This window comes from Pedobacter frigiditerrae, from assembly GCF_004331645.1.
In the GTDB taxonomy this organism is placed as follows: Bacteria; Bacteroidota; Bacteroidia; order Sphingobacteriales; family Sphingobacteriaceae; genus Pedobacter; species Pedobacter frigiditerrae.
In genome coordinates this window covers 412,254-426,373 of the sequence record NZ_SJSK01000001.1, presented here as the reverse complement: position 1 = coordinate 426,373, position 14,120 = coordinate 412,254, and the positions used below count along the sequence as shown (strand labels likewise).

Sequence of the window (14,120 nt, the reverse complement as noted above, 5' to 3'; positions counted from 1 at the left end):
GTATTATTGGTGTTGTGTGCTCTCGGTTATCAAAAATTTTAATCTGCTATAAACTGATTTTTTTCGGATGTAAAATAATTGATGAGCGTTTCTAATTAGAATTGAGAACAATTTTAAGGAAAATTTCTTGAATCTCAACTCCTCATAATTATGAATTAGCTTTAGAAGCATTTCTTTCACTGATCCAATTGTCATTGGGTGAGCTAAAAATAATTTAAATTGATATAACCTTAAACTTCTAGGGTCTGTATGGTCTGCACTTGTAGAGCTGTTACTATGCTTTCGGTGCTTTACTAAACTTTCATTTAAAAAATTAATCCTCCCGGTATTTGCAGCAGTGTAGGCAAACCACCAATCATAATAAAAGTCCTTGGGAAATGGGGGTGTTGTCTCTAATAAATCCTTATTAATCATGCAAGCGTGTCCCGAAACACAATTATAATACAAGAAATTTATAGCACAATCGCCAGATACAAATTTATGATGAGACTTTTTTGATAATCCATTAGGAATACCATTTTCATCTATATAGGCAGAATTATGGTATATTAAGAGATTATCCCCAATGTTTTCAACCATTTTGGAAATCTTGTTCAACTCCCACATATCATCTTGATCAGCAAAAGCTATATAGTCACCCTTACAATTTTCTAAAGCTTTTTTAAAATTTTTGTTGAATCCCAAATTCTTCTCATTAATATAGAGAGTTATGTTTGAGCGAAGTTTCTGATATTCTTTTATTATGCTAACTGTATTATCAGTAGAACAATCATCAACGATGATAATTTCTAAGTTTTGGTAATCTTGAATTACTAATGAATCCAGTTGTGCTTTTAGGTATTTCTCTCCATTATACGTGCACAGGGCGATAGAAACTAAACTCGTATGTTGACTCATCAGATCTTCTTTTTAATGCCATTAAATATTCTTGCAAAGAAAAGGGTTATAGAATTACCGTAGAACAATTTGAAAATGGACCCAGAAAGATAAAAAATTGATACATTGGTTTGTATCCATCTATTTCTAAAGAAATCATCATACTTAGAAATCAACTTTTTTCTAATTACATAAAATTCTTCGTTTTTATTGCCAAGACTTTTATGCGTTAAGTTAAAAGGAATTACGTATGCAGAATATCCATTTAATTCTGCTTGTAAGCATAAATCAGTACCATATAAATGGAAACCTTTTAAATCATTGGATACTTTTAGGAACGCTTCATTTTTAACAAGGATGAAATTTTCATCAATAGCAGAAACTTTTAAAGGAAATTTCCCTTTGTTCATAAAGCTTCCATCAGGATAAGAAATATGATATACCACATGGTTTGGTCCAGCTGCACCAGAATTACTGCAAATTGCCCAATTTTGATCTTTGATATCTAGGTCAGATAATCGTTTCTTTAAATCAGCAACATTATCCTTGTTTATTAAAATATCCTGATGGCAAAGGATAATGTACTTTCCATTCGCTTGACGCAAAAAATAATTTATTGCTTCGTATGCATCAAAAAGATTGCTCTTAGTATTGTCAGCATATATAAATTCACATATGTCATCAGTAAAGCCACTCCTTTGAAATGAATCAACCATCTCATTGTATTCATCTTTTCTAGTTACTAATGTACAAATGGAAAACTCATACTCGTAAGTAGCCTTTTTAAGAGCCTTTGCTTTATTGTATAAATTTTCGGTCATACCTCTTAATCATTAAATGCCTGCATATCAATTAATCTTTTATACAAGCCCTTATGTGCTATTAACTGTGTATGTGTCCCGGTTTCTACAACCATGCCATTCTCAATAACAACAATTTTATCAGCATGTTGTATAGTACTTAAACGGTGCGCAATAACAATTGATGTTCTATTCTTCATCAAATTGTTTAAAGCTTCTTGAACTAATTTTTCTGATTCTGTGTCTAAGGCTGAAGTTGCTTCATCTAATAACATGATAGGTGGGTTTGCCAAGACCGCCCTAGCAATACAGATTCTTTGTTTCTGCCCACCAGATAATTTATTACCTCTATCTCCAACAGTAGATTGATAGCCTTCTTCAGTGTTCAGAATAAAATCATGTGCATTGGCAATTTTAGCTGCATTAATAACTTCTTCTTCTGTAGCATTTGGTTTTGCAAAAGCGATGTTGTTAAAAATCGTATCATTAAATAAAAAGGATTCTTGGTTAACTATTCCCATTTGACCCCTAATGCTTTCAACCGTTAAGTCTTTAAAATTATGTCCGTCAATTTTTATAGTTCCAGATAAAGGGTCATGAAAACGAGGAATTAAGTCCATTAATGTACTTTTTCCTCCACCAGAAGGTCCTACCAAAGCAATAGTTTGACCTTTTTCAATACAAAGATTAATTCCTTTTAAAACTTGTTTATCTCCGTAATTAAATGAAACATCTTCAAATGTTAATGAATTATTGAAATTTTCAAGCGCAAAAGCATCAGGTTTATTTGTTAACTCTGGTTTAGTGTCAATTAAATCTAAAACCCTTTCGCCTGCTGTTATTCCTGAGTGTATGCCACTAAAAGAATCTGTTATAGCTTTAATTGGCTGCATTACTTGCGAAAAGGTTGCCAGGTAAACCACAAAATCTGAAGCGGTAAGGTCGCCTTCTCCGCTTAAAATTTGGACACCTCCATATAATAAAATGAATACAACAACAAAAACGCCAAGTGTTTGAGATACAGGAGAAGCCAATTGTTGCCTTCTTATCATTTTCCTGTTGATGAAGGAATAAAATTTATTCTCTTCATCAAACTTTGATTTAATCCTTTCAGAGGAATTGAAAGCTTTAATAATTTTAATCCCGCTTAATGATTCATCTAAAAAACCAATCATCTTAGCAAAAGACTCATGCGAAAGCATTGCTTGTTGTTTGAGTCTTTTTACAATTTTGCTAATGATAAAACCTGATATTGGAATTACTAGAAGAGAAAAAAGAGTTAATTTTATAGATATTGATATTAAAACACCAATCCAGAAAAGGAGTTGCACAGGTTCTTTAAAAACAACTTGTAAGGTATTGGTAACGGTAAATTGAACTACTTGTACATCAGATGCAACTTTAGAGATGATGTCACCTTTTCTTTCATTGTTGAAATATCCAACATGTAAGTTCATCACATTGTTAAATACAGACTTTCTTAAATTTAGTAAGGTATGCACCCTTAAATCTTCCATATACCTCTGAGATACATACCTGAAAAGATTGGCTAAAAATACTGTTATGACTATAACAACGCAGATTACCTCAAGTGCGTAAATTTTGTCATGAGTTGCGATGATGTCTTTAATATAATCTCCAAATTTCCTTACAAAATCAAATGATGAGGTAGGCTCTGTGATTTTAACTGGTTTCGATGCTTCTTCTGGTAAAAAAAGCGTATTCATTAATGGCCCTAGTAAGGTGAAAAGAAATGTGTTGAAAACAATATATAATAAGGTTGCTATAACATATGGAATAGCAAACTTTTCTATAGGTTTTGCAAAAGATAATAATCTAAAATAAGTTTTCATTTATTAGAATAAAGAAAGCAAAGTTACGGTTTTTGTGGCTTGTTTAGCTAAATGAGAATTTGTGTACTGTAAATTTTAATAATTTTATCAATAGCAAAACTCATAAAATTCTGTTTATTTGTATTAAATGAACTTGCATCAGGATTTAAAAAAAGGAATTGAAGAAGGCGATTTTAGAATAATTGCCAGGGCATTAACCTTGGTAGAGAATGATATTGAACCTTCAGCTGACCTGCTTAAATCTTTAAAAATTAAAGACACTCTTGTTTTAGGAGTTACAGGGCCTCCCGGAGCAGGTAAAAGCACCTTGGTAAATGCAATAACCAATAACCTTTTAATTGCTGGGAAAAAGGTTGCTATTGTAGCTATAGATCCAACCTCACCTTTTAATTTTGGCTCTTTGTTGGGTGATAGAATTAGGATGTCTCAGCAATTTAACAATCCTAATGTTTACATCCGATCCATTGCAACTCGAGGGGCCTTAGGTGGAATATCTCCTAAAACATTGGAGATGGTTGATGTTTTAAAGGCAGCAAAATTTGATTTAATTATCATTGAAACGGTTGGTGTGGGGCAATCTGAAGTCGAAATAGCTGGTTTGGCTGATAAAACTTGTGTTGTTTTAGTTCCTGAATCTGGTGATGAGATTCAGAATATTAAATCTGGATTAATGGAAATTGCTCAAGTGTTTGTGGTAAATAAAGCAGATAGAGAAGGAGCAGATGTTTTTGCAAATAACCTTAAAAAGTTAGTGAATGAGCGACATCAAGCTATTCCGGTTTTTAAAACTGTTGCCGATAAAAACATAGGTTTAGTTGATTTATGCGACTGGGTATTAGAAGAAAAAGGCTACACAAATGAAAAAAGAAAATTTTTAATAGCTGATAAAGCTTATAAAATTATTCAAAACCAAAAAACAAAGGGTATAGATAAAACAAAGCTTCTGAACGATGTGAAAGAAGCCTTGTTAAAACCCGATTTTAATGTTTACCAATTTACCCAAGACTGGCTTAGGCATTCATAATTTCTTCTATTTCTTCTGCAATTATTGGAATATTGTCCATTAAATCATAATTTCCATCCTTTGTAATTAGAATATCGTTCTCTAGTCTAACAGCAAAACCCTCTTCAGGAATATAAATTCCAGGCTCGCAAGTTAAAATATTACCTTCAGCAAAAGGAGTGTATCGCCCCGCGAAATCATGTACATCTATGCCTAAATGATGAGACGTGCCATGCATAAAATATTTTTTATATGCCGGGTAAGATGGGTTCTGGTTTTTCACATCTGTAGGAGAAATTAACTTTAACTTAATTAGTTGTTCAGTCATGATCTCACCAACCTGTTCATGGTAGGTATTCCAAATTGCTCCTGCAACCATTAGTTTTTTTGACTCATTTAGTACGTGTAAAACTGAATTGTACACATCTCTCTGTCTTGGTGTAAACTTTCCATTAACTGGGATCGTTCTTGTCATATCTGCATTGTAGTTTGCATATTCAGCTCCAAAGTCAAGTAATATTAAATCTCCGTCATTACATTGTTGATTATTGTCTGTATAATGCAAAATATTTGCGTTATTGCCTGAAGCAATAATGGGATTATAGCCATGGCCGGTGGCAGCTTGTTTAATGAATTCGTGTATAATCTCTGCTTCAATTTCATATTCCATTACGCCTGGTTTCATAAATCTCAATACTCTATTAAAAGCATCTTTTGTAATATCACAAGCTTTTTGGGTAAGACTTACCTCTACATCTGACTTTATGGCACGTAGCTGTCTCATTAAAGGTGCAACCCTTTCATATTTATGTAAAGGATATTTATTCTTTAACTCGGTTATTAATCTAATGTCTCGATAGGGTACGGTATGTGCATACCTGTCGTTTTCGTTTGTGTTAAGAAAAATATGATCAGCATAGTGGATTATGCTATGAAGAATGTTGTCAAAATCTTCTAGCCAATAAATATTAGTTATGCCCGATGTTTGTTGTGCTTGCTCTTTTGTGTATTTATGCCCCTCCCAAACTTTTATGTAGTCATTGGTCTGTCTTAAAAATAGGACTTCTTTATACAAAGGATTAGGACAGTCGGGAAAAAGCAATAAAATAGATTGTTCTTGGTCTATGCCAGTAAGATAAAATAGATCGGGATTTTGCTTAAAAAGAAAATTTTGATCACCACTTCTAGGAAATTCATCGTTTGAATGAAATATAGCCACTGATTGTGGTGTTAATAGATGTTTTAGGTTTTCTCGGTTTTTAATAAATAGAGAATTGTTTATTTGCTTGTATTTCATGTAATTATTAACTTTGATTAGAAGATCAATTATTCAAATGTAATTAAATGAACTAAATTTTTGAAGTTTGGAACAGAGTTTGTGTAATGTTTTGAGATTATAAAAATTTGTTTAATTTTGTCTTACAAAAAATTATACAATTAATATTTGTTTAACCTTAAAAAAGAAAATTATGAATTATTCTACTTTAAAAAAGGGTGTTGCAGCCTCTCTAGTAGCTTTAGTTGGAGTTTCTACTCTTGCTAATGCTCAGGATGCTCCGGCCTCTTCTTCTGCCAAGGTATTTGGCGGAACAGCTCAGTACAGAACTTGGTCATTGGGTATTAATGCTGGTGTTTTATCTCCAGTTGTTGTTACTGGTGGTACAAATGATTTTACTAATTGGGATGTTAACTTAGGTTACGGTATCTCATTACGTAAACAATTATCACATGCTTTCGGATTAGAAGGTAACATTATGCGTGGTAAATTATCAGGATCTAATAAAGACGCTGCTGGCGGTGTTTTAAATGGTGTTAAAGATTTCGAAACTAAAATTCAATATGCAGCTGATTTAAGAGGTGTTATTAATATTGGTACTGTTGATTTCTTAAAACGTGAGAACTCAGTTAACTTTTTCGTAAGTGCTGGTTATGGTTTAATGGCTTTCAATCCAACTACAACTCAAGCTAATGGAACAACCGTAGATAACTCAGGTAAATATGGTGAAAACGGTGATAATGACTATATCAAACAAGCTTACATTCCTGTAGGTGTTGGTATTAAATTTAAAGTTTCTGACCGTGTAGCTTTCAACTTAGCTTATACTGCTAATTTTGTTGATGGTGATAACGTAGATAGAGTTTATGCTAACGGTACTTCTAAAGATAAATTCTCTTACGGTTCTGCTGGATTAGAATTCTCTTTAGGTTCTAAAGCTAAGCCAAACTTGGATTGGGTTAACCCAGTTGCTTTAATGTATGATGAATTAAAAGACCCTACATTACGTCAAGAAGTTGAAGCATTGAAAAACCGTGTTTCTAACGTTGAGAAATCTGTTGAAGATTTGAAAAAAGATACTGATGGTGACGGTGTTGCTGATCAATTTGATAAATGTGCTGGTACTCCAGCTGGAACTAAAGTTGATGGTTCAGGTTGTCCTCTTCCAGTTCCTGCTCCAGTAACTTCAACTCCAACTGAAACTGTTTCAAATGTAACTGGTTTCGAAACCATTCAATTTGAATTCAACTCATCAGTATTAAAAACTGAATCTTACCCTACTTTAGATAAATTATCTTCAGTATTGAAAGAAAACGGTGGTAAAGTAACTACTAAAGGTTACGCTTCAAGCGAAGGTACTGCTGCTTACAATTTGAAATTATCTAAAGATAGAGCAAATTCTGTTAAAACTTACTTAGTAAACTCTGGCGTTAATGCTAGTCAAGTTACTGCTAAAGGTTTAGGTGAAGCTAATCCAATCGCTTCTAACGATACTGAGGAAGGTCGTATCCAAAACCGTCGTGTTGAGACTTCAAGAAACTAATCTTTCTTAATTCGATATAAAAAGAGCCCCGAAATTTCGGGGCTCTTTTTTTTTATACCTACATTTGCAATATGTACTTCTTCAGAAAACAAGATCCAAATAGGGCAACAAATATTAATATCAAGATAATGCATATTATCAATGCTGTCGCGATAATATTATTTGTAGGAGGAATTAGTTGGAAATTAATACAATGGTTTTTATTAAAATAAGAAATGAAACATTATGATTTTCAAATTTAGCAGTAAGAAAATAATCATAGTACCTGCCTGCGGTAGGCAGGGCTTCATCACTTTTAAAAAACAATAAGAAAATAGATGAAAAAAGTAATTTATACTAACAGTGCCCCAGAACCAATTGGCCCTTACAGCCAAGCAATAGTTGCAAATGGATTTTTATTTGCGTCAGGACAAGTTGCTATTAACCCAGAGAATGGAGAATTAAACATAGTGTCTATTGCAGAAGAAACGCATCAAGTAATGCGCAATATTAAAGCAGTTTTATTGGAAGCCGAATACGCCTTTGAACATATCATTAAGACAACTATATTTTTATCTGATATGGCTTTGTTTGCTGAAGTGAATGAAGTTTATGGCTCTTATTTCGAATCTGCTTATCCAGCTCGTGAAACTGTTGCGGTAAAAGGTTTGCCAAAGGGTGTTAATGTAGAAATTTCAATCACTGCATACAAAGCTTAAATTTCGTTGAAATCTAAATCACGTTATTTATTAGCAGCCTTTCTTTCTGTTGCCATCTGGGGGTTTTTCTCAATTCCATTAAGGAATCTAAAGGCATATCCTTCAGAAGAAATATTGTATTATAGGACATTTACTTCTTTGATAGTAATATGGATTGCCATTTTACTATTCAGAAGAAAATATCTAAAACAGGATATTCAGTATTTTAAATCGGTATTGCCAAAGCAAAAGAAAATTATCTTTTGGCAAATTATTGGTGCAACGATATTACTCACTTTAAATTGGTATACATTCATTTACGCCATTAATAATGTAAGTATTAAATCGGGTGCATTCGCTTATATGGTATGCCCACTGATTACAGCTTTTGGTGGTTTCATTATTTTAAAGGAAGAGCTTTCTAGAATTAAATTAATATCACTTGGTATTGCCTTGCTTAGCATAATCATGTTAGCAACGGGTTCTTTTATAGAAGTGCTATGGTCTGTTATTATAGCAGCGCTTTATGCCTTCTATTTAATTATCCAAAGGAAAATGCAACACTTAGATAAGTTAAATGTGCTTGCCTGTCAAATTACTTTAGCAGCTGTTTTAATGTTGCCATTCTATATTTATCATCATCAAGGTTTCCCAACAGGGGGATGGTTTTGGGGGCACATTGTAGTTATTGCAGCATTATTTACAGTCATTCCTCTTTTTTTGAGCTTGTATGCCTTAATAGGAATTCCATCTTCAACATTGGGTGTAATTATATATTTAAACCCAATTATTGCGTTTACAGTTGCTGTTTTATATTTTGATGAACATATTAGCTTTCATCAGTTATCGGCTTATCTTTTATTGCTATTTGCAGTTTTTCTATTTAATTGGAACTTGATAAAAGATATCTTTACTTTTAAAAGAAAATAAGATTACTTTGTTTGCTTCAAATTTAGATACTCCTCTTGTTTACTTAAAAGGCGTTGGTCCTAAGCGTGCCGAACTTTTGCAAAAGGAGTTGGGGATGTGCACTTATGAGCAATTACTAAATCATTATCCTTTTAGGTATATAGATAGAACTCGTTTCTACAAAATTAACGAGTTAAATCCTGATATGCCATTGGTACAAGTTATTGGGAGGGTAATTAGTAAAGAAACCATAGGCGAAAAACACAAAAAGAGAATTGTTATCAAATTTACTGATGATACTGGAACAATGGAACTGGTTTGGTTTCAAAGTTTAAAGTGGGTTGAAGATAACATCATGAGAGGCAGTTTATACATCGCCTTTGGCAAACCAACATTCTTTAATGGCAGCTTTAGTATTTCTCACCCAGATCTAGAGCCGTATCCAAGACAAACTAGCATAACGGGAAACCTAACGTTGCAACCAATTTATAATTCGACAGAAAAGCTCAAAAAGAGTTTTTTAGACAGTAAAGGAATTCAGAAGTTAATTCATCACATTATTGAATTACATATTAATGAAGTTAGGGAAACACTGCCAAAATATATCTTGGATAAATACAAATTGATTAGTCGAAAAGATGCTTTAATCAATGTTCATTTTCCTTCAAATACAACAATGTTGCAACATGCGGAAAGGCGGCTGAAATTTGAGGAGCTTTTCTTTATCCAACTCCAATTACTTTATAATAAACAACTGCGAAGTTTAAAGTTCAAAGGAGCGTTATTTAATACAGTTGGAGAGCGTGTAAACACTTTTTACAACATAATGCTGCCTTTTGATTTAACAAATGCACAGAAGCGTGTTATAAAAGAGATTAGGTTAGATACCCAAATGGGAAGTCAAATGAATCGCCTAATACAAGGTGATGTAGGAAGTGGAAAGACAGTAGTGGCTTTAATGAGTATGTTATTGGCAAATGATAACGGATACCAAGCCTGTATGATGGCCCCTACCGAAATTTTAGCTAGACAGCACTATCAGTCATTAGTTGATTTACTAAAAGGTGAATTAGTGAATGTTGCTGTATTAACTGGAAACTCAACTAAAAAACAAAGGACTATTTTACACGAACAGTTGGAAAACGGTGAAATAGATATTTTAGTTGGTACGCATGCGCTGATTGAAGATAAAGTTAAATTTAAAAACTTAGGTTTAGTTATTATCGATGAACAACATCGTTTTGGAGTTGAGCAAAGGGCTAAACTTTGGCGTAAAAATGTAATTCCACCTCATATTTTGGTGATGACAGCGACACCAATTCCACGAACGTTGGCGATGACTTTATATGGTGATTTAGATGTTTCTGTAATAGATGAGTTACCTGTTGGAAGAAAACCAATTGAAACTAAACATTTGTTTGAGGGTCAGCGACTGAGAATGTTTGGTTTTATAAAACAGGAGATTGCCAAGGGGAGGCAGGTATATATTGTTTATCCGTTAATAAGAGAAAGTGAGAAACTTGATTTATTGCATTTGGAAGCAGGAATTGAACAAATGCGTTTTGAGTTTCCATTGCCAAATTATCAAATTAGTATTGTGCATGGGCAAATGCCAAACGCTGATAAACAATTTGAAATGCAACAATTTATTCAGGGCAAAAGCCAGATTATGGTGGCCACAACCGTTATTGAAGTTGGGGTAAATGTGCCAAATGCTTCTGTAATGATTATAGAAAATGCAGAGCGATTTGGGCTTTCGCAGCTGCATCAATTAAGGGGTAGGGTTGGTCGTGGGGCTGAACAGTCTTTTTGTATTTTGATGACTGGAAATAAACTCAGCCAAAACTCTAAGCTTAGGATAGAAACAATGGTTAAGACCAATAATGGTTTCGAAATCTCTGAGATTGACTTACAACTTAGAGGGCCAGGCGATATAACCGGTACACAACAAAGTGGTGTTTTAGAATTGAAAATGGCAAACTTAGCTAAAGACCAAATCATTTTACAAGAAGCTAGAAATACCGTGATCGATATCTTTGAAAAAGATGCCATGTTAGGTAATCCAGAAAATGTGCTCTTGAAAAATTACATTGATAAAAGAACAAGAGCAATTGCTTTTGATAAGATTTCATAAGCCCCTTAAGGGCTTTGGGGTTTAATCCTCATCACTACCTGGCAAACTACCTAAGCCAGTGTAAGCGCCTTTTCTAATGATTGGCATTTTTAGATATTTAAATAATTCATCTAAATGCATTAAGCTGCCATTGGTTTTGTTGCCTAAGAAAATTACCACAATATCCTTATCTAAATCACGGATATAAATGTGACGGAAACCGTGCCACCAACCTGTATGGTAAACAACTTTGTCCATTCCTTTTCCATCAAACATACGCCAACCATACCCATAATTAAAGTGACCATTAACTGGTTTATTACGACCAACGTAAGCAGAATCTAAACTCTTGTTGGTTAGCAATCTCTCGTTTTTCAAATACTTATCATACAATACCAAATCATGAATTGTACTGTAAATTCCCTTATCGCCAACTGGACCATCTAAAAAGTTTTGCGCTACTGAGTACTTGAAACTATTTCTGTCATGACCAACTACATCAACAGGGATTTTTGGGTAAACCGTAGTAGAGTAAACGTGGGTATGTTTCATTCCAGCTGGTTTGAAGATGTTCTCCATCATGTATTCAGCATAGGTTTTTCCAGTAACCTTTTCTATAATTGCACCCAACACCATGAAGTTAGAGTTGTTGTAATGGAACCTATTATCTGGCTTGGTGTATGGATTTGGTTTTCTTTCGGCAATAACATCCATCACTTCTTTATTTGACACGCCTTTTTTCTGGTCTTTTTTCTCTTTACGCCAAATGTCATCTATAAAATATACATAGTTCATCATTCCACTTCTGTGGGATAAAAGTAGTTTTACGGTAATGCCATCGTAAGGGAAATTTGGGTAAAACTTCTTTACATCGTCAGTTAATTTTAGCTTTCCTGCTTCAACTAGTTGCATAATCGCAACGCCAGTAAAAGTTTTGGTAATAGAAGCTAGTTCAAATTCCGAATCTATTTTTAAACTATCGCGATGAAGGTAATCTGCCCAGCCTTTAGCGCCTTGATAGATAATTTTACCTTTTTTAGCAACCAGTATGTTTCCATTGAAGCCGTATTTTTTGTGCAAATTATCAGCAAAGCCGGCAATCCATTGGTCGCCTTTTTTAGGGTCGTAAGTAATTACTAAACTATCAGCTTTATCGTCTTCCTTGGTTCTTGTTTTTTTATCGGCGGCTGCCTTTTTAGCTTTTTCTTCTTTGGTGGTACAAGATGAGATGGATATAATGGTAAGCGCTAGCGCTGTAATTAGTAGACGAAACTTCATGTAGATAGATAAACAGGTTTTAAAAGCTTGCAAATTAAGGATTATTGCTTTTTTAAACGCAAAAGAGTTTTAAACATTGCCACATTTTATAAAGCAGATTAGGATTTTGGCGACTTGTTTTTAAATAGTTGCACAATCTGGTGCTAATTAAACCCCTGCCTACCGGCAGGCAGGCGATTTGTAGCGGACACGATCCCGATTTTACATTGGGAGAGTAAAGCGGGGCTCAAGGTTCAAAAATGTTACTGCACCTGCTTTTCATAATTATTTTACAAAACTCTATCATCTTTTAAAAGGCTGTAATTTTAAAAATGCTAAATTTGGTCAAAAAATAATAAGATCATGAGTTTCAGAATAGAACACGATACCATGGGCGAGGTGCAAGTGCCTGCTGACAAATATTGGGGAGCACAAACCGAACGTTCACGTAATAATTTTAAAATTGGCCCGGAAGCCAGTATGCCGAAGGAAATTATACATGCTTTTGGTTACTTAAAAAAGGCTGCGGCTTTGGCTAATACAGAGTTGGGTGTTTTGTCTCAGGATAAAGCAGATTTAATTGCTAGTGCTTGTGATGAGGTTATTGCAGGTAAATTAGATGGGGAATTTCCATTGGTAATTTGGCAAACAGGTTCTGGAACGCAAAGCAACATGAATGCAAATGAAGTAATTGCAAACAGGGCTCATGTTTTAAATGGTGGCAGTTTAGCTGATGATAAAAAAGTGTTGCACCCGAATGATGATGTGAATAAATCTCAATCGAGTAATGATACTTACCCAACTGCAATGCATATTGCTGCTTACAAACAAGCTGTAGAAATTACGATACCTGGATTAGAAAAATTGAGGAACACTTTAGCTAAAAAAGCGGCGAGTTGGAATGATATTGTAAAAACGGGTAGAACGCATTTTATGGATGCAACTCCATTAACATTAGGGCAAGAGTTTTCTGGTTATGTACAACAAATTGAAAATGGCTTAAGGGCAATTAAAAATGCTTTACAAATGATAAGCGAGCTTGCTTTAGGCGGAACAGCTGTTGGTACGGGTTTAAATACACCTGCAGGTTATGATGTTTTGGTAGCTAAAAAAATTGCTGAATTAACGGGTTTGGCTTTTGTAACTGCTCCGAATAAATTTGAGGCTTTAGCTGCGCATGATGCGATGGTTGAGCTTTCCAGCGCTTACAGACGTGTGGCTGTTTCTTTAATGAAGGTTGCCAATGATATTAGAATGTTAAGTTCTGGTCCACGTAGCGGAATTGGAGAAATCATTATCCCTGATAACGAACCCGGTTCTTCTATCATGCCAGGAAAAGTGAATCCGACACAACCAGAAGCTTTAACTATGGTTTGCGCACAGGTTATGGGTAATGATGTAACAGTTGGTATTGGTGGTAGCAATGGTCATTTTGAATTGAACGTTTTTAAACCAGTTATTGCTGCTAACGTATTACAAAGTGGTCGTTTACTTGGTGATGCTTGTGTATCATTTAACGATAAATGTGCTGAAGGAATTGAGCCAAATAAACCTGTAATTAAACAACACATGGAAAATTCATTGATGTTGGTTACAGCACTTAATCCATATGTTGGTTATGAGAATGCAGCTAAAATTGCTAAAAAAGCACATAAAGAGAATAAAACTTTACGTGAGGCAGCCATCGAGTTGGGTTTGTTAACTGACGAACAATTTACAGAATGGGTTAAGCCAGAAGATATGGTGGGAAGCCTTAAATAATTAAGCGAAAAGCAGAAAGACTAAAGCCGAAAGCAATATTAAGTTGCAAAAC

At 34.2% G+C, this 14,120-nt stretch carries 12 protein-coding genes; 7 read left to right on the top strand and 5 right to left on the bottom strand.

All coding sequences use genetic code 11. The annotated features are described in order from the left end of the window. Positions 1–3 precede the first annotated feature (3 nt). Genes EZ428_RS01825 through EZ428_RS01815 form a run of 3 tightly spaced genes read right to left on the bottom strand, consistent with a single transcriptional unit; the run spans position 4 to position 3,529 of the window. Complete coding sequence (locus tag EZ428_RS01825) at positions 4–897, bottom strand: glycosyltransferase family 2 protein (protein ID WP_131551402.1); 894 nt, start codon at positions 895–897, stop codon at positions 4–6. Continuing rightward, the gene (locus tag EZ428_RS01820) at positions 897–1,697 is read right to left on the bottom strand and encodes an acyl esterase (protein WP_131551401.1); all 801 of its coding nucleotides are present in this window, start codon (positions 1,695–1,697) and stop codon (positions 897–899) included. The genes EZ428_RS01825 and EZ428_RS01820 overlap by 1 nt, the downstream gene beginning before the upstream one ends. A 5-nt stretch (positions 1,698–1,702) precedes the next feature. Next, the gene (locus EZ428_RS01815; RefSeq protein WP_131551400.1) at positions 1,703–3,529 is read right to left on the bottom strand and encodes an ABC transporter ATP-binding protein; all 1,827 of its coding nucleotides are present in this window, start codon (positions 3,527–3,529) and stop codon (positions 1,703–1,705) included. A 127-nt stretch (positions 3,530–3,656) separates the two neighbouring features. On the opposite strand from EZ428_RS01815, the gene meaB reads away from it, so the two are divergent. Beyond that, positions 3,657–4,553: a methylmalonyl Co-A mutase-associated GTPase MeaB gene (meaB, locus tag EZ428_RS01810; RefSeq protein WP_131551399.1), complete on the top strand. Its 897-nt coding sequence runs from the start codon at positions 3,657–3,659 to the stop codon at positions 4,551–4,553. Here meaB and EZ428_RS01805 read toward each other — a convergent pair. Beyond that, positions 4,540–5,829, bottom strand: a complete 1,290-nt coding sequence (locus EZ428_RS01805; RefSeq protein WP_131551398.1) for an aminopeptidase P family protein — start codon at positions 5,827–5,829, stop codon at positions 4,540–4,542. The genes meaB and EZ428_RS01805 overlap by 14 nt on opposite strands. A 172-nt stretch (positions 5,830–6,001) precedes the next feature. Here EZ428_RS01805 and EZ428_RS01800 point away from each other — a divergent pair, with 172 nt between their 5' ends. The 5 genes from EZ428_RS01800 (at position 6,002) to recG (ending at position 11,071) form a co-directional block, all read left to right on the top strand. Next, complete coding sequence (locus tag EZ428_RS01800; RefSeq protein WP_131551397.1) at positions 6,002–7,351, top strand: OmpA family protein; 1,350 nt, start codon at positions 6,002–6,004, stop codon at positions 7,349–7,351. A 71-nt stretch (positions 7,352–7,422) separates the two neighbouring features. Next, positions 7,423–7,563 (top strand): DUF6728 family protein, encoded by a 141-nt coding sequence (locus EZ428_RS24310; protein WP_317126443.1) that lies wholly within the window; start codon positions 7,423–7,425, stop codon positions 7,561–7,563. A gap of 105 nt (positions 7,564–7,668) precedes the next feature. Beyond that, complete coding sequence (locus EZ428_RS01795; protein ID WP_131551396.1) at positions 7,669–8,049, top strand: RidA family protein; 381 nt, start codon at positions 7,669–7,671, stop codon at positions 8,047–8,049. A 6-nt stretch (positions 8,050–8,055) separates the two neighbouring features. Next, positions 8,056–8,958 (top strand): EamA family transporter, encoded by a 903-nt coding sequence (locus EZ428_RS01790; RefSeq protein ID WP_131551395.1) that lies wholly within the window; start codon positions 8,056–8,058, stop codon positions 8,956–8,958. A gap of 7 nt (positions 8,959–8,965) precedes the next feature. Beyond that, positions 8,966–11,071, top strand: coding sequence for an ATP-dependent DNA helicase RecG (gene recG, locus EZ428_RS01785; protein ID WP_131551394.1), 2,106 nt, complete (start codon positions 8,966–8,968; stop codon positions 11,069–11,071). A 21-nt stretch (positions 11,072–11,092) separates the two neighbouring features. Here recG and EZ428_RS01780 read toward each other — a convergent pair whose 3' ends face one another. Next, positions 11,093–12,328 (bottom strand): serine hydrolase domain-containing protein, encoded by a 1,236-nt coding sequence (locus EZ428_RS01780; protein ID WP_131551393.1) that lies wholly within the window; start codon positions 12,326–12,328, stop codon positions 11,093–11,095. A gap of 342 nt (positions 12,329–12,670) precedes the next feature. Between EZ428_RS01780 and fumC the strand changes: the two genes are divergently transcribed. After that, the gene (gene fumC, locus EZ428_RS01775) at positions 12,671–14,068 is read left to right on the top strand and encodes a class II fumarate hydratase (RefSeq protein ID WP_131551392.1); all 1,398 of its coding nucleotides are present in this window, start codon (positions 12,671–12,673) and stop codon (positions 14,066–14,068) included. Positions 14,069–14,120 lie beyond the last annotated feature (52 nt).